Annotated in this window: 16 protein-coding genes; 6 read left to right on the top strand and 10 right to left on the bottom strand. The window is 45.7% G+C overall.

The genetic code is table 11. The features are described 5' to 3' along the window. Nucleotides 1-7 precede the first annotated feature (7 nt). Complete coding sequence (locus PAEAM_RS24070; RefSeq protein WP_165790041.1) at nucleotides 8-982, top strand: ABC transporter substrate-binding protein; 975 nt, start codon at nucleotides 8-10, stop codon at nucleotides 980-982. Nucleotides 983-1,549: 567 nt separating this feature from the next. Here the strand turns inward: PAEAM_RS24070 and PAEAM_RS24065 are convergent. From PAEAM_RS24065 to hcp, 6 genes are all read right to left on the bottom strand, one after another. Further along, on the bottom strand, nucleotides 1,550-1,948 hold the full coding sequence (locus tag PAEAM_RS24065; RefSeq protein ID WP_036617460.1) for a hypothetical protein: 399 nt from the start codon (nucleotides 1,946-1,948) through the stop codon (nucleotides 1,550-1,552). A gap of 173 nt (nucleotides 1,949-2,121) precedes the next feature. After that, the gene (locus PAEAM_RS24060) at nucleotides 2,122-3,147 is read right to left on the bottom strand and encodes an NAD(P)/FAD-dependent oxidoreductase (protein ID WP_100529267.1); all 1,026 of its coding nucleotides are present in this window, start codon (nucleotides 3,145-3,147) and stop codon (nucleotides 2,122-2,124) included. A gap of 6 nt (nucleotides 3,148-3,153) precedes the next feature. Next, complete coding sequence (locus tag PAEAM_RS24055; RefSeq protein WP_100529242.1) at nucleotides 3,154-4,170, bottom strand: ABC transporter substrate-binding protein; 1,017 nt, start codon at nucleotides 4,168-4,170, stop codon at nucleotides 3,154-3,156. A gap of 102 nt (nucleotides 4,171-4,272) precedes the next feature. After that, nucleotides 4,273-5,796, bottom strand: a complete 1,524-nt coding sequence (locus PAEAM_RS24050; protein ID WP_243391455.1) for a helix-turn-helix domain-containing protein — start codon at nucleotides 5,794-5,796, stop codon at nucleotides 4,273-4,275. Between the two features lie 327 nt (nucleotides 5,797-6,123). After that, entirely contained in the window at nucleotides 6,124-7,533 is a 1,410-nt protein-coding gene (locus tag PAEAM_RS24045; RefSeq protein ID WP_165790040.1) for a PTS transporter subunit EIIC, read from the bottom strand. 300 nt (nucleotides 7,534-7,833) lie between these two features. Then, entirely contained in the window at nucleotides 7,834-9,126 is a 1,293-nt protein-coding gene (gene hcp, locus PAEAM_RS24040; RefSeq protein WP_100529239.1) for a hydroxylamine reductase, read from the bottom strand. A 309-nt stretch (nucleotides 9,127-9,435) separates the two neighbouring features. Between hcp and PAEAM_RS24035 the strand changes: the two genes are divergently transcribed. After that, nucleotides 9,436-12,087, top strand: a complete 2,652-nt coding sequence (locus tag PAEAM_RS24035) for a cation-translocating P-type ATPase (protein WP_100529238.1) — start codon at nucleotides 9,436-9,438, stop codon at nucleotides 12,085-12,087. A 63-nt stretch (nucleotides 12,088-12,150) separates the two neighbouring features. On the opposite strand, the gene PAEAM_RS24030 is transcribed toward PAEAM_RS24035, so the two are convergent. Then, nucleotides 12,151-12,534, bottom strand: a complete 384-nt coding sequence (locus tag PAEAM_RS24030; RefSeq protein WP_207765598.1) for a VOC family protein — start codon at nucleotides 12,532-12,534, stop codon at nucleotides 12,151-12,153. Between the two features lie 290 nt (nucleotides 12,535-12,824). On the opposite strand from PAEAM_RS24030, the gene PAEAM_RS24025 reads away from it, so the two are divergent. Further along, nucleotides 12,825-14,165 (top strand): MFS transporter, encoded by a 1,341-nt coding sequence (locus PAEAM_RS24025; protein WP_100529236.1) that lies wholly within the window; start codon nucleotides 12,825-12,827, stop codon nucleotides 14,163-14,165. Between the two features lie 152 nt (nucleotides 14,166-14,317). On the opposite strand, the gene PAEAM_RS24020 is transcribed toward PAEAM_RS24025, so the two are convergent. Continuing rightward, complete coding sequence (locus PAEAM_RS24020; protein WP_100529235.1) at nucleotides 14,318-14,974, bottom strand: DUF2625 family protein; 657 nt, start codon at nucleotides 14,972-14,974, stop codon at nucleotides 14,318-14,320. Nucleotides 14,975-15,076: 102 nt separating this feature from the next. Between PAEAM_RS24020 and PAEAM_RS24015 the strand changes: the two genes are divergently transcribed. Then, entirely contained in the window at nucleotides 15,077-16,564 is a 1,488-nt protein-coding gene (locus PAEAM_RS24015; RefSeq protein ID WP_100529234.1) for a right-handed parallel beta-helix repeat-containing protein, read from the top strand. A gap of 130 nt (nucleotides 16,565-16,694) precedes the next feature. On the opposite strand, the gene PAEAM_RS24010 is transcribed toward PAEAM_RS24015, so the two are convergent. Together PAEAM_RS24010 and PAEAM_RS24005 are read right to left on the bottom strand one after the other, a co-directional pair. Next, nucleotides 16,695-17,678, bottom strand: coding sequence for a sensor domain-containing diguanylate cyclase (locus PAEAM_RS24010; protein WP_100529233.1), 984 nt, complete (start codon nucleotides 17,676-17,678; stop codon nucleotides 16,695-16,697). A 25-nt stretch (nucleotides 17,679-17,703) separates the two neighbouring features. Beyond that, entirely contained in the window at nucleotides 17,704-18,510 is an 807-nt protein-coding gene (locus tag PAEAM_RS24005; protein WP_100529232.1) for an alpha/beta fold hydrolase, read from the bottom strand. A 219-nt stretch (nucleotides 18,511-18,729) separates the two neighbouring features. Here PAEAM_RS24005 and PAEAM_RS24000 point away from each other — a divergent pair, with 219 nt between their 5' ends. Both PAEAM_RS24000 and PAEAM_RS23995 read left to right on the top strand, forming a co-directional pair. Then, on the top strand, nucleotides 18,730-19,944 hold the full coding sequence (locus PAEAM_RS24000) for an MFS transporter (protein ID WP_036668642.1): 1,215 nt from the start codon (nucleotides 18,730-18,732) through the stop codon (nucleotides 19,942-19,944). Continuing rightward, entirely contained in the window at nucleotides 19,937-20,500 is a 564-nt protein-coding gene (locus tag PAEAM_RS23995; protein ID WP_036668643.1) for a TetR/AcrR family transcriptional regulator, read from the top strand. The genes PAEAM_RS24000 and PAEAM_RS23995 overlap by 8 nt, the downstream gene beginning before the upstream one ends. Nucleotides 20,501-20,512 lie beyond the last annotated feature (12 nt).

Genomic DNA, 20,512 nt, shown 5'->3' with positions numbered 1-20,512 from the left:
GTTTGTCATGTTGTTTAAGAAAGCTTGGTATCGTATCGCCCTGCCTGTTTTGCTGATCATGGCCGTATTCATTAGTGGTTGTAACCAGAAAGAGACGGTGGAACCCGTCGCCACAGAAACTGAAAACGCCGCACCACAGACAAGAACACTCTCTACGATGATGGGAGACGTTACAGTCCCCCTCAACCCGGAGCGGGTTGTCGTTGACTGGAATATAGGACATGTTCTGGCTGTCGGCGTAACACCTGTTGGTGTGCCGAGCAGCCTGCTGGATTATGGAATGTTCCTGCGTGACAAACTTGTGGATAGCGCGGATTTGGGTAACCATAGTGAGGTTTCACTTGAGAAAATGGTAGAGCTGGAACCGGATCTGATTATCACATGGGACCAGGAGAAATTTCAGACCTATTCCAAAATCGCTCCGACTGTCGTATTCGTACCCGATCAGTATGATTCCATGGAAGCAGAAGTGACAGCCATGGGCGAGATTCTGAACCGCGAAGCAGAAGCTATAACTTGGAACGAATCATTTAAACAACGGATCGCAGCAGCTCAGGCCAAAATTAAAGGTGTCATTCCGGACGGTGCCACCTTCACCGTTGCCGATTTTAACTTTTTGAAGAACCCAGCCATTATCGGCAACAGCGCCAATCGTGGTGGAAGAGCAGCCTATGAATTGCTTGGACTAACTCCGGCACCCAAGGTAAAATCAGATCTTCTGGACCAAGGCAAAGAAAACCTGGAAGCTAGCGCGGAGGTCTTTGGAGAGTATGTAGGTGATTACCTGCTGATGATGGTTACAGAAGGCACGAAAGATCACTCCCTGTTGCCTACCGTCTGGGACAATCTGCCTGCGGTGCAGAACGACCATATCTACAAACTGGATATTCATAAATATTTCACTGCTGATCCCTATACCTCTATTCTACAAGCCGAAGAGATCGCAGATCGACTCGCAAGTGGACAGACTGAGCTGAATTAGCGCGAGTTTTCAATTCTAGTGAGACCCGAAACCGAACCTGAACGTGTTCAGCGTAGGCAAGCGCACTGAATCCTGAATGTATGAGAACGTACCTTTCAAGTGCGAGCAGGCACTGACGAATCTGAGAGGTCTTATTCAACGATTTGAAGCGCGTGCAGAAATCTAAGGAACTTGAGACACTCTATATCCGATTAACAAGCCGTTTTCAGTGTTTTTATAAGGGCATTTTGGTAGATAACGTGTCTGAGGTTCCTTAGAATTTAAGAAGAGGAGCGGAAGGCCAAATAAGATGTCCTGAGTTCCTTAGAAAATCATCTATCCATTCGCCAAGATCGGCAATCTGGGATTCAAGTTTTTATCCAGCTCAAAAAAGATTACACAAACAGCGCCCACCAGAACGATTCAGGTGGCGCTGTTTTATTTGGTTTGAATATCTCGCTGTCGTCAATGATCATAAGCCGAAAGACTATAAATATCTAGTTACAAAAATAAGTGTTCATACTTTCGAATCTGGAATCTTAAAATTTGAGCAACTATCTCAAAATCTTGCTACTACTGACAAAAGTCTTACGAGAATCCTTGCTCACCTGCAAAACGGGGATGGACATCAGCACAAGACAACTCCTCATTAGAAAATCTAATCCAGACATAATCATCATATAACACACCATGTGTTTGTTTTACGATCTCCGAAGCTACATAATCATTCAGACCTAATGATTGCAAAATTTTATCGGCATGATGTCTGGTGCGAGGGAAACATCTTGATTCGAAATAATCCAGTACATCCCCAACGGTTACCTTAGACTTGCTTGGAAAAGGGAGAAAAACAGGCGATACACTTTTATCTTGCCATACTTCAACCGTTTGATTGCTATAATCCAACTTCACTTTGGCAATCACCTGGTCATGCTCCAAGACCTCAAATTCAAGAGGAGAAGATATAAATTTGTTTATTTTTTTCATCTGCTACCTCCCATAGTGATCTTTCATATTTCTTTGTTATGATTATATCATTTCTTCAACTTGTATTTCATTTCCTTACTTCATCAATCTATTGAAAAAAGCCCGAACAATTTCGAGGAGATCTCGAAATTGTGTCGGGCTCTTCAGATTGCCTTCCCTCCGTGCAAACCTATCTACGTATTGGAGAGCGCTTTGTTTTTTTCATAAAACCGGGCATTGTGAGAGGATACACCCGCCATATCGGAAGCAGCAGGTTCCAGATACGTCTTGGCACTGTTGACTGCGAGCACCGCATCGTTAAAAGCACCTGCGATCAGCCTGACTTTGCTTCCATAAGTAATGAAATCACCTGCTCCGAATATGCCTGGAATGTTGGTACGCATGCGCTGATCAACGGATACGCCGTAATCTTCCCGCGCCAGTCCCCATTGCACAAGGTTACCAAAATCACGATCATACCCATGGCTTACTACAACTTCATCCACTTCAACATGTGTGATCTCACCGGTTTCTACATGGGCTAGCTCGACACGATCTATTTTGTCACCTGTACCGTATAAGCGTGAGATGCTAAATGGCGTCATGACGTTCGCTTGAGCTTTCATCTGAGCAACTGGCGACTCGTGTCCGGTAAATTCATGCCGTCTGTGTGCTACCGTGACTTCACTTGCTATCTTGCCCATTTCATTCGCCCAGTCGACTGCGGAATCGCCGCCACCCGAGATCAGAACACGCTTCCCGGCAAATCGGGACAGGTCGGTTATCGTATAGTGCAGATTTGTCAGCTCATACCGATTGGCACCCTCGACATCCAGCTTTTGCACCTGAGTCATGCCTCTGCCCGCACATAACAGGATGGTACGTGTGTAATGACGCTCCCCTGTTTTGGACATGAGTACAAATACACCGTCCTCACGTCGTTCAAGCTCAGCAATTTCCTGCCCAAACACAATCGTTGGATCGAACGTTCTCGCCTGTCTCTCCAGCGATTCAATCAGCTTCTCACAGCGAATCGGATCAATCCCGCCCACATCCCAGATCAGCTTCTCCGGGTACGTACGCATGAATCCACCCAGTTCCTGTTTGGCTTCGATGATCTTGGTACGCATGGCTCTCATGCCACTATAAAAGGAGGCGTACATTCCAGCAGGTCCCCCACCAACGATGGTAATATCGTAGATATCCAATTGTGTCTCCATCGTCATCTATGGCACCAACTTTTCAACAACATAGTCCATCAATTTTACAGAGCCAATCGGACCCACACCCGATACGAATTGGCTTGTCTTCAACGGGAAGACATGATCATTCTTCACAGCCTCCAGATTCGACCACACTTGGCTTGCTTTCAGATCTTCCATAGATTTCTTCGTGTCATAACCTACGAGGGTTCTGTCTTCCAGGAAAATATAATCCGGATTCATCTCAGGCAAGAATTCCAGAGAGAACTGGCTAAACCAATCTGTAGAATCTTTAATAGCATCAGGACTATTCAGACCCAGGATATCATAGAAGAAAACACTGCTACTTCCTCCTTTGGGACCCATGAAACGGTAACGATTGTGCTCAACCCGGAGAACCAATACGGTCTTGTCTCCCAGGGCTGTCGCAATTTTCTCTTTCGCTTGTGAGGCTTTCTCGTCGAATTCAGCCAGTACTTTGGCAGATTCTTCGGTCTTGTCGAATATGGCAGCCAGCTTTGGCATAGCACGTTTCATTTCACTGTTGGCATCCAGTGCCACCGTAGGAGCGATTTTGGACAATTCATCATATACGCCCTGTTCCATACCTTCGCCAGCTGTAAGTATCATATCCGGTGACAGCGCAAGCAATTGCTCATAATTATATTGATATTGCTCGACTTCAATGATCTGGACTCCATGTTCTTTCAAATAATCAGGGCGGTATTCCGCTTCCACTTCTGGAGTTAACAAAACGATTTGGGGTGTAACACCCATTTCAATCAGATACTCGGCATAGATCGAATCAAACACAACCAGATTTTGAGGATGGGTCGGAATCGTTACTTCTCCAAACTGATCCTGCACCACCTTAGTCCCACTTTCAGTCGCTTTTTGTTCTGCAGTACTCGCTGCTCCTTCAGTTGAAGCCCCTGCTGTTCCAGCTGTAGCATTCTCTTCCTTGGTTCCACCGGAACATGCCGCCAGCATTACACTGATCACCAACAGCATAATGCCCAATCCTTTAAATCTTCGTGACATGATATACTTCGCCCCTTATGTATATTGATAATGATAATTATTATCAAATAGTATCAAATAAGAAGTATTGCTTCCATAGCATATCGTGCGTATTCAGTTGGATTATTGTGCTCTCTCATGAAAAGGTTCCGTAAGATGGCGAATGATCTGATTTAGAATCAGAGTGTGTCCCGTAATTCCGTGACCGTCTACCCACAGATGAGTATCTACGTAAAATACCCGATTATTTTTCACAGCCTTCAAGTCATTCCATTGCGGGCTCTCCCATAGTTTCCTCATATTCTCTTCAGCGCTGAAGTGCTGCATAATCCGCTTCTCCACAAACAGATAATCGGGATTGGCTTGTGTGAGCAGGTCAAGCGAACAAGGGTTAAACCATGCTGTACCTGAATCCAGTGCTTGCGGCAGTGTTAATCCAAGCTGTTCATATAACAAGTGGGATACCCCGTGTGAATGCCCACCCAGATATCGATAACCAAACGCTTCTACCCTCAGCAACATGACTGTGGATGCGGATTGGATGATGGGTTGCAACTGTCGCTTAGCTACGCTGACTTCGTGTTTCATCTGCTGATGCAGTCTATAAGCCTCATCTTCTTTATAAAACCAGGCTGCCATTTGATTGAGCATTGGTTCTACATCTTGATGAAGTCCGGTTAGAATCGGTGCAATTGTGCGCAACTCCCTTTTGACCTCTTCCGTCAATACGTTTCCTATCAACATCTCCGGTTGAACTTGTCGAACAAGTTCTATCTCCACCTCATACTGTGTTACCTCCAGCATCTCTACTCCATACGCTTTAAATTGTTCATGGTGATGTGGGGACAACAGGATCGGGGTGACCACTACGGCATGGGGGATGACACCCAGATGAATCATAATTTCTGCACAGATTGGAGAAAGTGATACGATTTTGCGCTGCGTCATCGTCTGCCTATATATCTTAGGTGATACGCCAGTCAATTGTTTGAAGCGCCGGCTAAAATAATGAGCATCTTCAAATCCAGACTTTTTGGCAATATCCTGTGAGGTTGCAGCGGTTAATATCAGTTCTTCCTGCGCGCGATAGATCCGGTAGTGGGCCAGATAATCCAGAGGTGGCTTACCATATCGCTCACTAAATTTGCGGGAGTAATGCCATGGACTGATTCCGGCAATCTGAGCTAACTGTGTACGTGTAATGACCTGATCATAATGCTGCTGCATGTAGTCAATGGAGCGAAGTATACCGTGTTCTGGTTTCAACTCGTCATCCGGCTGTTTCCGATATAGATTACTTAACAACTCATATAACAAATGCTGATTGCCAACCCTTTCTGCACTCTGATCCGGTGAATGCACTTCACTCCAATGCTGAATGATACTTGCCAAACCTCCACCGGACAGTTGCACTTTCTGATACGCCTCTCCTGACGGTAACCGCCATTCGAACTTCTGAGCTTCCCGTCTATCATGCAGCACCGAATATGTATCGAACTGAACATACCAGCCTGCCAGATCCAGGTTGCCACCTTCAATGACCTCCATTACGGAGTTCTCTTCAAGCGCAATTAATTCTCCATAGGAGACGTGAACTCGGTGTCCATTTATATTCCAGATCGCTTTTCCATCAATGATAAATATCAAGGTGTGACTGGGAAAGTAATGCAGCTCGCCTTTCGTTATCCATGTGTTGCTTAGTGCATTCGTTGACTTCCATTGAGCAATCCATTCCATGTTGTCAGACATAGGTTATCCTTTCAAAGGGATTAATAATCCAGATTTATAGGTTTCACTATATCAAAATACATGACAACTCCATAACCAACAAGGTATGGCTTGAATAAAATGGTGGACAGCTATTATACATCTCATTACTTTAATCAGAAAAACACAACAAAAGGCCCGTACCATCAGGTACAGGCTCTTTCTTACAACTTTAATACTACTTTTTCAATTAGTACGTTTTACGTATTACTCAATGCTGGGTTTCGGTGACCCCTGTCCCCGTTTCTGTCCTTTTCCTGCCATCCAATACGTTAGTCCACCTGAGACACCAAACGCAATAACCACACCAATGCAAGTGTGTAACAGATTCAAGCCACCCTCTTCGATGAAGAGCGGGAGGCTGATTAAGTTCGGATTCCCCACCATAGCAAATGCCTTGACAGATAACAAACCGAAATACAGTCCACCCGCAACTCCACCCAGCAATGCCGCGTAGAAAGAGGATCTTTTTCTCATGTTGACCGCATACAATGCAGGCTCTACAACTCCAAGGAGGGCTGTTCCAGTAGCCCAGAAAGCAAGTCTTCTGGATGTTGGCTCTTTCGAGCGGATTCCGTTTGCAAGCGCAGCCCCCGCTTGTCCAACAATCGCCACTAACATGGCAGCAATCACCATAGAACCACCATTCATAACCATTTCATTAATGATGATGGCAATCAGCCAGTAGTGTAATCCTATAATTAACATCAGTGAGAAGACAGCTCCCAGTAACATCACCGACAACACTGGAGCATTAGCTACTAGTGAATCCAATGCCTCCGGCAGATACTCATCAATCCAGGTTCCGACTGGACCAAGTATCATCAATACTAGCGGAACAAGAATCAGTAACGTCAGGAATGGAGCAACCATCCCTTTGGAGAATTTTGGACTCCATCGTTCAACGACTCTTTCCAAGAAGGCGGCTGCACAGATCGTTAGAATGACCCAGATGGGCGTAGAGTAAAAAGCAGGCTGAGACACAAGTGGCAAACCCAGGAAATGCACCTCTTTTTCCCCTGACATCAGCATGGTCATCTCCGGATAAAACATGAGTCCGCCAATAGATGCTGCAACATAGATATTGCTCTTCAACCGATAAGCTGTGCTGATTGCTACCAATATAGGCAGTACATAAAATACACCGTCCCCAATGATCCTGAAGATCGTAAAGGTCTGGCTGTCCATCAACGCAGAAGAGTCCGCAGAACTGTACGTATCCATTAACGCAATAATGGCGACTATAATTTTAATAACAGCGGCTCCGAGAATTGCAGGCATCAAGGGCCTGAACACATCGGATACAAAATGTAAGATCGAGAATCTGTTTTTCTTCGCGTGTCCCGCTTCCTGCAACGCTGTCCCTGTCGAATCCCAAGCGTCCATACCCAGTAACGTATTGTAGATGAGTGAAGATTCATCTCTTATTACCAGATGACAATGCTCACCTGTTACCCGAATATTTGCTACAACATCTGCGGAGATAAGAGCCGACATGTTCAACTGTGTACTGTCCTTCAGTACCAATGTCGTTGTGTCCTTATCATGTTCTACGAGCTTAATGTTCTCCTTGCCACCTGCGAGTTTCAACCAATCTTCAATCTGTGTGTCATGCATTATGTACGATCTCCTCATATTACGGTAAACCCGTGTTTTGTGATGTGTTATGATCTAATATGCCTCTATCTATATACACATTTCCATGAAAAAACTTCAATAGGATAAAAAAACTATTTTCCCTTACATTGCATGTTCATTTATACAAGGTATATGGACCTATGACATTCTTTACGTAGCAAAAAAGCCTACTCTTATGTAGGCTCTTATCCATCTTTACTTATGAGTCATACTCTTCATACTCACAACCGACATTCACAGTCATCAGATGGCAATGCACGTAAATATACACCCTTCATCCTATGACAGTGCCAACATCGCGTTCATATCTTCTTCTGCTGTTGTAATTAACTTCAGACCAAACATATCCACGAGTACATCCAAGACACCTTCCGATATGAACTCAGGCGGTTTTGGTCCAATGCGAATGTCCTGAATGCCAAGGCTGAACAGGCCAAGCAGGATCGCAACTGCTTTTTGCTCAAACCAGGACAGCACAATGCTGACAGGCAACTCGTTCACGGTACAGCCAAAAGCATCCGCCAAAGCCATGGCAATTTTCACAGTAGAACCAGAATTATTGCATTGACCCAGGTCGATATAACGCGGTATGCCCGTATCTCCAACCGTACCATAATCCACATCGTTGAAGCGGAACTTACCACAGGATGTCGTCAGAATAACGGTGTCATTTGGCAACGATGTAGCTAGTTCACGATAGTAGTTGCCACCTTTGCCTGGCGCGTCACAACCTGCAATAACGAAGAATCGACGAATATGACCGTCTTTCACCGCTTGAATAATCTCGGGCGCAAGTCCAATCACCGTCTCATGATGGTATCCTGTCGTTAAAACTTGCTCGGACTGTACATTAGCCGCAGGCAGTGACAATGCGCGTTCAATTAGAGGTGAGAAGTCATCCTCTGTAATTTTGGCAACACCCTCCAGACCCGCCACTTCGTATGAGAAAAAGCGGTCTGCATATGTACCTTTGATCGGCATAACACAGTTCGTCGTTGCGAGAATAGCACCCGGGAATTGTTCGAACAGTCTTCTTTGATCGTACCATGCTTTGCCGATATTACCCTTGAGATGAGCGTATTTCTTCAGTGCCGGATACCCGTGCGCAGGCAACATTTCCGAGTGTGTATAGATGTTGATTTCTTTCCCTTCAGTTTGACGAAGCAGCTCCTCCAATGCATAGAGATTATGTCCCGTCACTACGATGCACTGTCCTTCAATCTGGTTCTGGCTAACCGTAATCGGTTGCGGTACACCAAAGCGGTCCGTGTGCGCACGATCCAACACATCCATGATACGGATTGCTGCATTACCGACTTTCATCGCCATCTCCAGGTGTTCCTGTACATTAAAATTCGAGTTCGTTAATGTCATATATAATGCCTCATGTGTAATCCGATCCACCTCAGGATCATGATATCCCAACTGGCGTGCATGTGTCGCATAAGCAGCGATGCCTTTTAACGCAAAAATCATCGTATCCTGCAAACTTGCGATTGTTTCGTTTTTGCCGCATACCCCTACCACGGTACACCCGCCACTCGGCGTCTGTTCGCACTGATAACAAAACATATGGTTTCCCCTCCAAACTTAGATTAAACGCAGTTCGTTATGTAATAGCGTAACAGACCCTGATATGAGCTAGTGTGATGGTGCACACAGTTTCTGATCCAACATCTATATATGGTTCTCCAGACTATCATCCAAATTGGAAATAATAACATTCAAAAAAAGGCATATCTCGGATCATTATGAAAAATACTGTGTACAGCTAAAAACGTATAAATCCATAATCTTAAAAAAATACGAAAATGAAACGATTCTAGATTTTGCCCGTAAGGGTAATACACAGAGAAATCTAATATTCAAGGAGCTGGTCAATTGCAACATTACAGACACAGTGCGGAGGAAACCCTTCAGGATGTACAGAGTTCCTCCAAGGGACTCACGACCTCCGAAGCTGCCAAGAGAATTGAAACGGAAGGATATAACGAGTTAAAAGGTAAAGATGCAACACCAGTCTGGAAATTGTTCCTCGAAAATTTCAAAGATCCGATGGTCATCGTGCTGCTGATTGCAGCCGCGGTACAGGTTGTACTTGGACACCTGATTGAATCATTGATCATATTCCTGGTTATTTTGCTCAACGCGGTGATCAGTGTAGTACAGACCAAAAAAGCCGAGAGTTCGCTTGACGCGCTGAAACAAATGTCTGCACCTGAAGCCAAGGTCATTCGTGACGGGCAGAAAAAGACCATTCCAGCAAGGGAACTTGTTCCCGGTGATATTGTTATGCTGGATGCAGGTGATTATGTCCCGGCAGATGGACGTATCCTGGAATCAGGAAGTTTGAAAATCAACGAAGGTATGTTGACCGGAGAATCCGAAGCTGCGGAGAAACACGCCGATGCCATTCCGGATGAAGCGCCTATTGGAGATCGTCGCAATATGGCCTTCAGTGGCTCACTGGTTGTATATGGACGGGGCATGCTTGTCATTACAGGTACGGCTCTCAAAACCGAAATCGGCAAAATTGCCGAACTGATTGAAAATGCCGAAGCCAAGAACACCCCATTACAGCGCAAGTTGGAATCATTCAGCAAAAAACTGGGCTTTTTCATCCTGGGCTTGTCGATTCTCATCTTTGGCATTGAAGCGGGTCGTGTATGGTTGACCGAAGGTACGGAGAATATCGGACCATCCATCGTGAATGCACTGATGTTTGCTGTAGCTGTTGCAGTTGCTGCCATTCCTGAGGCGTTATCCTCCATTGTGACTATCGTATTGTCACTCGGAACAAATAAGATGGCCAAACAACATGCGATCATTCGCAGACTGCCTGCCGTTGAGGCGCTCGGCTCTGCCAGTATCATCTGTACGGATAAAACAGGAACGCTAACTCAGAATAAGATGACTGTCGTGGATTATTACATTCCCCATGGCACCAAGGACGAATTCCCGGATGATCCCGATCAGTGGTCAGAAGAGGAACGACGTTTGTTACATATTGCAGTGCTCTGCAATGATTCGAATATTAATCAGGAAGGCAAGGAACTGGGTGACCCAACCGAAGTGGCCCTCATTGCCTTCAGCAACCGGGTGAACAAGGATTACAATGAAATCCGTGACCAGTTCCCGCGTGAAGCTGAGCTTCCTTTTGACTCGGATCGAAAGCTCATGAGTACGGTGCATACCTTCGAGGGACAGACGGCTTTGCTGACCAAAGGTGGACCGGATGTGCTGTTCAGCCGCTGTAGTCATGTGTTTATCAACGGTGAGGTTCAGCCCCTCACACCCGAGATTCGCACACAATTTGAAGAAAAAAATGAGGCCTTCTCCAAACGTGCCTTCCGTGTGCTGGCCTATGCGTACAAAAAATTTGATGATAAAAACCAGGTCACCATTGATGACGAGCATGATCTGACACTTGTTGGTCTGACAGCGATGATTGACCCACCGCGTGAAGCGGTATACGGCTCTATTGAAGAGTCCAAAAAAGCGGGCATTCGCACCATCATGATCACTGGAGATCACAAAACGACGGCTCAGGCCATCGGTGTGGATATCGGCCTTGCCGAACCGGATGATCTCGCCATTACCGGCGCTGAACTGGACAAAATGTCCGATGAAGAGCTGGATCAACAACTTGAACACATCTCAGTATACGCCAGAGTATCACCTGAGAATAAAATCCGGATTGTGCGTGCTTGGCAACGTAAAGGCAAGGTTGCAGCGATGACCGGAGATGGGGTCAATGACGCACCAGCGCTGAAACAAGCTGACATCGGCGTAGCGATGGGTAGCGGAACAGATGTCGCCAAGGATGCGGCTGCCATGATTCTGACGGATGATAACTTTGTCTCCATCGTGAATGCGGTCAGTGTTGGACGGATGGTATTTGATAACATCAAAAAAGCCATCGCATACCTGTTCGCCGGTAACCTCGGCGCGATTATCGCCATTTTGTTTGCCTTGATCGTCGGCTGGGTTAATCCATTTACGGCCCTTCAGCTGCTGTTCATCAATCTGGTGAACGACTCCCTGCCTGCCATTGCTTTGGGTACAGAGAAACCCGAGCCAGATGTCATGCGGCGTAAACCCCGTGATATTAACGAGGGTATCTTCGCAGGTGGAACCGTGCAGGCTGTGATTACACGTGGTGTCCTTATTGGTGCGGCTGTTATTGTGTCCCAATATATAGGACTTGGCATCTCGGAGGAAATCAGTGTGGCTATGGCCTTCACAACCTTGATTCTCGCACGCAGTCTGCAAACATTTGCAGCACGTTCCAACACACAAACCATCTTCCAAGTGGGCTTCATGACCAATAAATTCGTGCTTGGCTCCATTCTGGTATGTCTGTGTCTCTATGCAATCACACTGATTCCAGGTGTTCGCGGCGTCTTCGCCATCCCGGATACATTCGGCTGGAATGAGTTCCTGATTGCAGGCGGACTTGCTCTTGTCGCCGTCATTCTGATGGATGTCATCAAGTGGATTCGTAATCGCGGCAAACAAGTTAATGCGGCGTAAGATCTGCAGTTATAACATGCACAAACAGGCGCCCGTTATCGGAGCGCCTGTTTCTGTATCTAATTACCCTTGTTTGATGCCAAAAGCGATCCAGCGTCCATCGATATCCTCGATCACAAACTCCTTGTTATTATAGTCTGTATGATTGAGGGCACGTACGATTTTCACATCTGCGTTGATCAATTCCTGTTGAAGCTCTTCCTGGTTCTGGGTAATAAAATATGCATCATATCCATAACCATATAACTCTCTGTTGGGTATAACTTTCTGTCCATTGCTTTGGGTTAAAATAATCTCGGTCAGATCACGATACAGGCAGACATGAGGTTCTGCGGCATCAAGATATTCGACGACCCGAAAGCCCAACTTTTCTTCATAAAACTGAGCGGTTCGATTCATATCAAGCGTCGGAAATACGCTATGGGACATTAATAATGCATGAGTCATGGGTATAATCTCCTTCATTTTCAATTCAACATGCTAATTACTTACATATCTAGTTACCTAACCGCTGATCCATCTGCTTATGTATGCTTCAATGATCATTTTAGTTAAATTCAGGAAATCCGTCTATTGTTTATTATTAATATCTTTCTATGCTCATCACATCCGAATGAATTAATATGACATTATTGCCATATGATAAATTTGGGTGTAAAATGATATATTGCTTTTCATCACATTTTCATCAGAGCTCAATCCGAATTCATATTCATACCCAAGACAGGAATGGTACCGTGAAAGATAAAATTGTCATGCCACTCTGGACATGCTGCTTGTTCATCGTTGTGATGAATACCACCATGTTCAATGTTTCTTTGCCAGTCATTATTCAAGATCTACAGATTACCTCGGACCTGGGGTCTTGGGTCATCTCAAGTTATTCGATTGGTTACGCCCTGTCGACGGTGATCTACAGCCGATTGTCAGACCGTATCCCGGTACGCAAACTGTTAACGGTCGGGCTTCTGATCCTGGGGTTATCTTCATTGCTAGGGTTGTTCGCGCATAACTTTGCAATCCTGTTACTGACACGTATTCTGCAATCTGCGGGTGCAGGAGTTATGGCCGGGCTGGGTCTCGTCATTGCAAGTCGTTACATCCCGGTGGAACGACGCGGAGCTGCCATCGCGCTGATCTCATCAGGTAGCGCCATGGCTTTTGGACTTGGCCCCATTGTCGGCGGACTCATTAGCGAATACTGGGGCTGGAACGGACTTTTTGCCATAACGGTGCTTGTCTTGCTCGCCCTGCCTGTATTGCTCTATTTCCTTCCACGGGAAACAGTCAAAACAGATCAGCCGTTCGATGTTATTGGTGCCATACTAACCGTCATTAATGCCACTACACTTCTCGTCGCGATCACCCAGCAATCCTGGTTATGGTTTGCCGTGGGCGTTATTTCACTTGTTGCACACCTCCTGTATATTCGAAAAGCGAGTCTTCCGTTTGTGAATCCACAAGTATTCCGAACGCCAGGATACACCCGGTTAATCCTTATCGGATTCTGCGTGCTGGTGGTGAATCTGGGCAATCTGTTTTTGATGCCGCTTGTGCTTGCTGATCTATATGGGCGCTCTTCGCTCGCCATTGGTTTGCTGATTGCTCCTGGGGCAATCGTTGCAGCATTCTGCACCCGTTTCGTTGGACGCTGGATCGACCGTTATGGCAATATGCGATTTATGATCATTGGACACATCCTGCTCGCAGCGGTACTTGCCTTATTCATGCTCGGACTGGATCAATCCGCCTTGATCATTACCAGTGGTTATCTCTTTTTCTCACCGGCACTGTCAGCCTCCATGGCTTCCCTGAATAATGAAGCGTCACGAGTGCTGCCCAAAGCCCAGATAGGTTCCGGTATGGGCATGTTACAACTGATTCAATTCTTCGGTGGTTCGGTGTCTGTAGCCGTGTGTGGGCTGCTGCTACACAGTATTCCGGGAGTCTCGGTCGAGCAAGCTTATCATGTGGTGTATGCTTGTCTGTTGCTCGTCTGCGTTGTTTCACTCGGGTTGACCGTCTGGCATAGCAGAGCTTCACGCTCAGGCATTAAACCTGTTACATTGGACAATTGATAATTGAGTTTAAAGTTCAGAACAAAGAGGCCCGCACCAAGCGCGAGCCTTTTTTAGTTTGGAACAGAATGCCGTTTTTTTTAAAGTAGATCACTCAATGAACTTGAACTTACCGGTTACTTTCCTGATTTCATCCTACAGCAGCAGGCCAACTATTTACCGTCCAGTGCGAACTTCCAGGCCTCCATTATGCTAATTGGGGCTTTACTGCTGCTCTCGCCCTCACCTTCCTGCGTCCAAAGTGGTGGGTAATACGCAAATACTTGTCCTGTCTGGAGCTGAGACATATCCTCTTGCCAGCCTTTCCAGCGAAAGGTCCGATAGAACTGCTCCAGATCACCATTCGCCAGCCAGTTGATGAAACCTGAATATGCCAGTTCTGTCGATTCCCATTCGAGTGTATCCGGTGCAAAATAATATATGTGTCCCGTGCGGCCATACTTGCCTGTATCCAGTCCGAAGAAACCGCCTGCCGCATCATATGCAACGACCATCATACCTTCCAGCACATCTACCCAAGGTTGCTCACTCACACCATTCCAACTGGTGAGACTCCCAGATGTACTGTCACCACCCGCACCAAGCAACGTGATCCAGCCATGGTCCAGTACAATACCTTCTGTCTCATAAGCAACAGCCCCCAAATAGGATTTGGTGCTTATTTGCAGACGATAGAGGGTATCCTCTCCAGCCTCTTGTTTTGCTGGAACATACACATATGTATTTTGCCCGCTATTCAGGAGTTCCTTGAGTTCTTCCCATGCGTGATTCTCCCGATCTACTAATTCAGCTATCGTTAATGTATTCATGAGCAGTCTCCTCGCTGATTTTATAAGAGCATATCATGGGTTATTAACCCGTTCAAATCTGCTATAATCTATCTTCAAAGCTAAATTCAAGGGGGAAACGATTTGATTCGCGTAGTTATACTTATGATTCCGATTCTGATGTTGCTGGTATCCGGTTGTCAGAATCATACATCTGCCATGAAGGAACCCGTTTCTGTTCAAAAGTCTGATCCCCAGGTCATCCATTACATATCACCCCAAGGAAACGACTCGAATAAAGGAACCATTCAATCTCCTTGGAAAACGTTGCAGCACGCAGCCGACCACGCTTCGCCAGGAAGCACGATCTATTTGCGTGAAGGTGTCTACCATCAGAAAGTCAAAATCACCCGGAGCGGTAATTCTTCCGCTAATCCAACCCTATTTTCAAGTTATCCTCAGGAGCAGGTTATCATTGATGGTAAAGGTTTATCTGTCCGGGGCATTGAAGGGTTAATTGAAATTGAAAATGCCAGTTATATCACGATTCAAAATCTCGAAATTCGTAATTTTACAACCACACTTGGGGGCCAAGTTCCAACCGGGATTTATGTCCAAGGAGCAGGTGAGCATATTCAGCTGTTAGGCAACACCATACACGCGATCGCTAGTTACGCAACTCCTGAAGGTCCCGATTTGCGGGGCAGGGATGCCCACGGTATTGCCATATATGGCACAGAGCACCCTCAAGCTTTACGCGATATCATCATCAAGGATAATGAATTGTATGATCTTACACTTGGTTCAAGCGAGTCACTCGCAGTCAACGGTAATGTTGATACCTTTGCTATCCAGGACAATATCATCCATGATTCCGATAATATTGGTATTGATCTGATCGGGTACGAGGGTACGTCCGAGGACGACACGTACGATCAGGCTCGGAACGGCATTGTACGAGGAAACGAAGTATACGATATTACGTCCAATAACAACCCCTCCTACGGTACAGACCTGCCCAATGATACCAACTCGGCGGGCGGCATCTATGTAGATGGCGGGAAAGATCATATCATCGACCAGAACCGGGTATATCAGAGCGATATCGGAATTGAGATTGCCTCAGAGCATGCCGGACGTTCAACCAGCAACATTACCGTGCGTGATAACCTGATTTATTCCAACAGATTGACGGGGATTGCCATGGGAGGTTATGACGAGGAACGAGGAGCTACCGAGGATAGCAAGATTATGTACAATACACTTGTGGGAAATGATACCCTGAATGCAGGCAATGGACAGTTATTCATGCAGTCACGGACAAAGAACAATACGTTCATGCGTAACATTCTCGTATCGGGCAGCTCGGAAGTACTGATATACAACGAATATACTAGCAATACCGGCAATGTGTTTGACCATAATGTCTATTACTCACCAGGTGAGCAGGAAGATGCCCTGTGGGTTTGGAAAAATAAAGCCTACTCCGGCATCGCTGCCTACATCAAGGGATCTGGCAATGATGCACACTCCATATATGTGAACCCGGCATTTATGGATGAACCGAGCGAAGATTTTCGTCCTCAGGCGAACTCTCCGGCTAAGGCGTATGGTTACCTTGCTCCGCGATAAATTAACCCTGAGTCTGCCATCTCAACTTAGTCAATCTTTTTCATGCAAATAAAAGGAGCCTGTGCATGTGGGATCATCTCCCTCATCATGCACAGACTCCTTTTTGCTTTCTTTTGATGTAATCCAATCCTTAACTTTTTACCATCTGAGCTGCATGTGTCACCCGGTTTCGTCCTCCGGTTTTGGAGGCATACAGGGCGTTGTCCGCTCTTTGGAACAAGGACTTTTCCGTATCATCCTCGACTACAGTGGCCGCACCGATACTCACAGTAATGTTATATTCACCCCAATCGGCTGAAGCAACTTGTGAACGATATCGTTCTGCAATACCGATCGCCTGCTCCTCTTCACAATCTGGAAGAATGACAACAAATTCCTCCCCACCGTAACGTGCAACCACATCCGTACTTCGCGATACCGTTTGCAGCAGCCCTGCCAGATTACCGAGCACCAGATCTCCGATCGGATGTCCGTACGTATCATTAATGTTTTTGAAATGATCAATGTCCACAACGAGAAGGGAGAAATAACGTTGTTTCTCCTGGAACATCAGTAAGCTTTCAAGCATTTTTTCCTGGAAAAACCTGCGGTTCTTCAATCCTGTCAACAAGTCGGTGGAGGCCATTGTCTCCAACTGATCATTCACTTTGATTAACGCCTGCTCTTTAATTTTATATTCCTCATGCAGTCGTTCAAGCTCTTTATTCGCTTCTTGCGTCGCTTGATACAGCTCCTGAAGCTTCGTTTTGGTATGCAAAATATCCTTCTCATGTTCGATTCGCTTACGCATGACTACAACGACACAATCTACCACGCTTTCCCCGTTACGGGTCTGACGAACACCGTTAAGCAGAACAGGAACAGCCTGCTGATCACGGGTACGGAACGTGAAGTACATCTCGTCCACATGTCCATATAACTGGATGTAGGGATAGAAATACGTATGGAAAAACACCTTGTTGCTCACCGACATGGTGGATTCAATATGTTGCCCTATGAGCTCATCGCGTTCATATCCAAGCATCGTAAGCATAGTTTGATTAATCGACTGTACGACGCCCGAATCAGAGATAGAGAAGTATCCACAGGGAGCCAGATCTAATTGTATATCCATGGAATAACTGCCTTTCTTCCGCGTTTTATGCGCTCGTTAAATAATCCTTAATCATTCGGATGGTTTCTTCCGGTTGACTTAGATGCGGATAATGTCCCTTGGCCGTCATCTGTTGCAACCTGCTATTCTTCAGATGGGCGTGTAGATAATCCCCTACTTCTAATGGGGCAATGCTGTCATCCGAGCACTGAAGAATTAATGTTGGCACAGTTGCCTGCTCCAGATCAATACGACAGTCAGATAAAAACGTCACTTCGGCAAATTGTCTCGCAATATGCGGATCTCTGGAGCAGAAGCTTTTCTCCAACTCTTCCGTCAGCTCTTTCCGTTCCGGATTGTTCATCACAATGGGTGCCAGATAACTCGCCCACCCAATAAAATTCATCTGCATCATCTCAAGCAATTCATCGATATCATTCCGATCGAAACCTCCATAATAATTCGGCAGATCATTCACGTAACGTGGGGAGGGCCCTAACATTATAATTTTTTTGAAATATTTAGGGTTCTGAATCGATGCCAGCATACCAATCATACTACTGACGGAATGCCCGACAAATATGGTGTCCTTTAGCTCAAGCGCTTCCATAACTTCCAGCACATCCTGGGCGTATCCTTGAAGGTTGCTATATTTGATAGCATCATAATAGTTAATTTGAGATTCGCCAGATCCAACATAATCAAACAACACCACACGGTAGTTCTCCATAAAACCTGGAATAATGTAACGCCACATATCCTGATCACATCCAAAACCATGAGCAAATACAATCGTTTGGCTACCCGAGCCAAGTACCTTAACATTATTTCTTACAAGTATATCAACCGTCATTGCATATCACCTCTCCGAGGTAGTATTCACTTGAATCATTTTATCTGATTAGTATACCGGAAAATGTTGGAATATGAATTAAAAATAATTAATAACTTCTCTCATCCACTAAAAAATCATGAACTCCTGCTCTGAATACGCGCTTTACAATCTGACGATCGTCAGGTAAAATCAGTTCAACATGTCGCGCGACAGAGATCAATATTACGGAGGAAAACCATGAGTACTTCAACACATAGCTCTACACCTCAGCAACTCTGGGGAAGATCATTCCTATTTATCATGTTAGCCAACGCATTATTGTTTATGGCATTTGAAATGTTGCTTCCCACCTTGCCTTTGTTTGTCTCAAGTCTTGGTGGCGAAGCCTCCCAAATTGGGCTTGTTACCGGCGTATTTATGTTTTCTGCCATCTTGATTCGACCCTTCACTTCTGTTTTAGCAGCTCGAATAGATAAAAAATATCTATTGATTATCGGCATCACTATCTGTGCATTAATGACAGGCGCATACTACCTATCGTCAGGTATTTGGATGATTCTTGTATTTCGAGTGATCCACGGATTCGGATTTGGTTTGGCAACGACATATTTTGCAACGATTGCCACTGAAAACATACCAAGAGATCGCCGGGGAGAAGGTATGGGGTATTTCGGCGTAGGGGAGACGGTCGCTATATCCATTGGTCCATTGATTGGAACAAGCCTGTTGTTTAGGTACGACTACCAGAGCCTGTTTATGGGAGGTATGTGCATTTTGCTGTTAGCTCTCCTAATGACAGTGTTTGTATCCAGAAAGCCGAAAACAGAAGGTAGTAGCGAGTCTATGCAAACTCATGTCCCTTCGGTGAAACTGATTGAAAAGAAGGTACTCTTCCCTTCCCTTCTCATTATGCTCGTTGGCATTGCAGCGGGTTCAATCATGTCCTTTGTGGCTTTATTTGCCGCCGAAAGAGGGTTCGAGAATATAGCCTGGTTTTTCTTCATCGTTGCCATCGCCAGCTTCGCCGTTCGACTGTTTTCGGGGAAAATGTTTGATCGATGGGGACCAGGTTCCGTGTTGTTACCTTCTGCCGTGTTTGCAATCGCGGGGCTACTGGTTCTGATTATCGCCCAGAGTGATGTGCAATTCCTGATCGCCGGTGCGTTATACGGCTTTGGTTTTGGTGCCATATTCCCGGCGATTCAGACCTGGTGTGTGAATCTTGTAGAAGAACATGAGCACGAAAGTGCGATGGCTTCCTTCTTTAACTTCTTTGACCTCGGAATTGGCGGTGGTTCGTTGATCCTGGGCGTTGTGGCTTCTGCATTTTCCTATACGGTGGTGTATGCTATCTCTATAGGCATTTTTGTGGTATATATCTTGTTATATTTGGTATACTCCCAAAAACAGCAGAGGTATACAGCTCGCCAACTGGAGGTAGACATTGAGTAAAAAACGAATCAAGGAAATTGCCATTCAACATTTTAATCGTCTGGGTTACGAGGGGACCAAGATGGCGCAGATTGCCGAAGAGGCAGGCATTCGCAAGCAATCCCTGGCTTATCATTATTCATCCAAAAAAGCGTTATTGCTGGAGTTATATGAGGAAGTTGTGCAGGAGGAACAACAGTTTGTACGCCAATTCTTCAGCGAGTCTGTTACCCAAACTTTGGATCAGCAGCTATATGCCTTTTTGCATGAACACAAAAATCGCTTTCTGACTCACCCAAACGTTGCTTTTATGTATATCTTGTCTTTTATCACACCGCTGGAGGTGCATGATTTTGTGCTAGCCCAGTATCGAACGTACCTCGGGACACTGAAGGAAGAGCTGGCAGCCGTATTTACCAGACATTCCGATATACGCCTGAGTCCGGAAGAAGCCACCGTAGCTTTTGTCACCGTGATGGATGGATTGGATGTACAGCTCGTGTATGAGACACGGCAATCCTATGAACAAGCTTTGGCAATCACCTGGAATGTCTTCTGGTCAGGCGTCCAGCGTTAACGGATCAATTAC

Source organism: Paenibacillus sp. GM1FR (assembly GCF_002803315.1).
In the GTDB taxonomy this organism is placed as follows: domain Bacteria; phylum Bacillota; class Bacilli; order Paenibacillales; family Paenibacillaceae; genus Paenibacillus; species Paenibacillus amylolyticus.
Note: the sequence above shows the minus strand (reverse complement) of the source record. Positions and strands in the feature narration are given on the sequence as shown.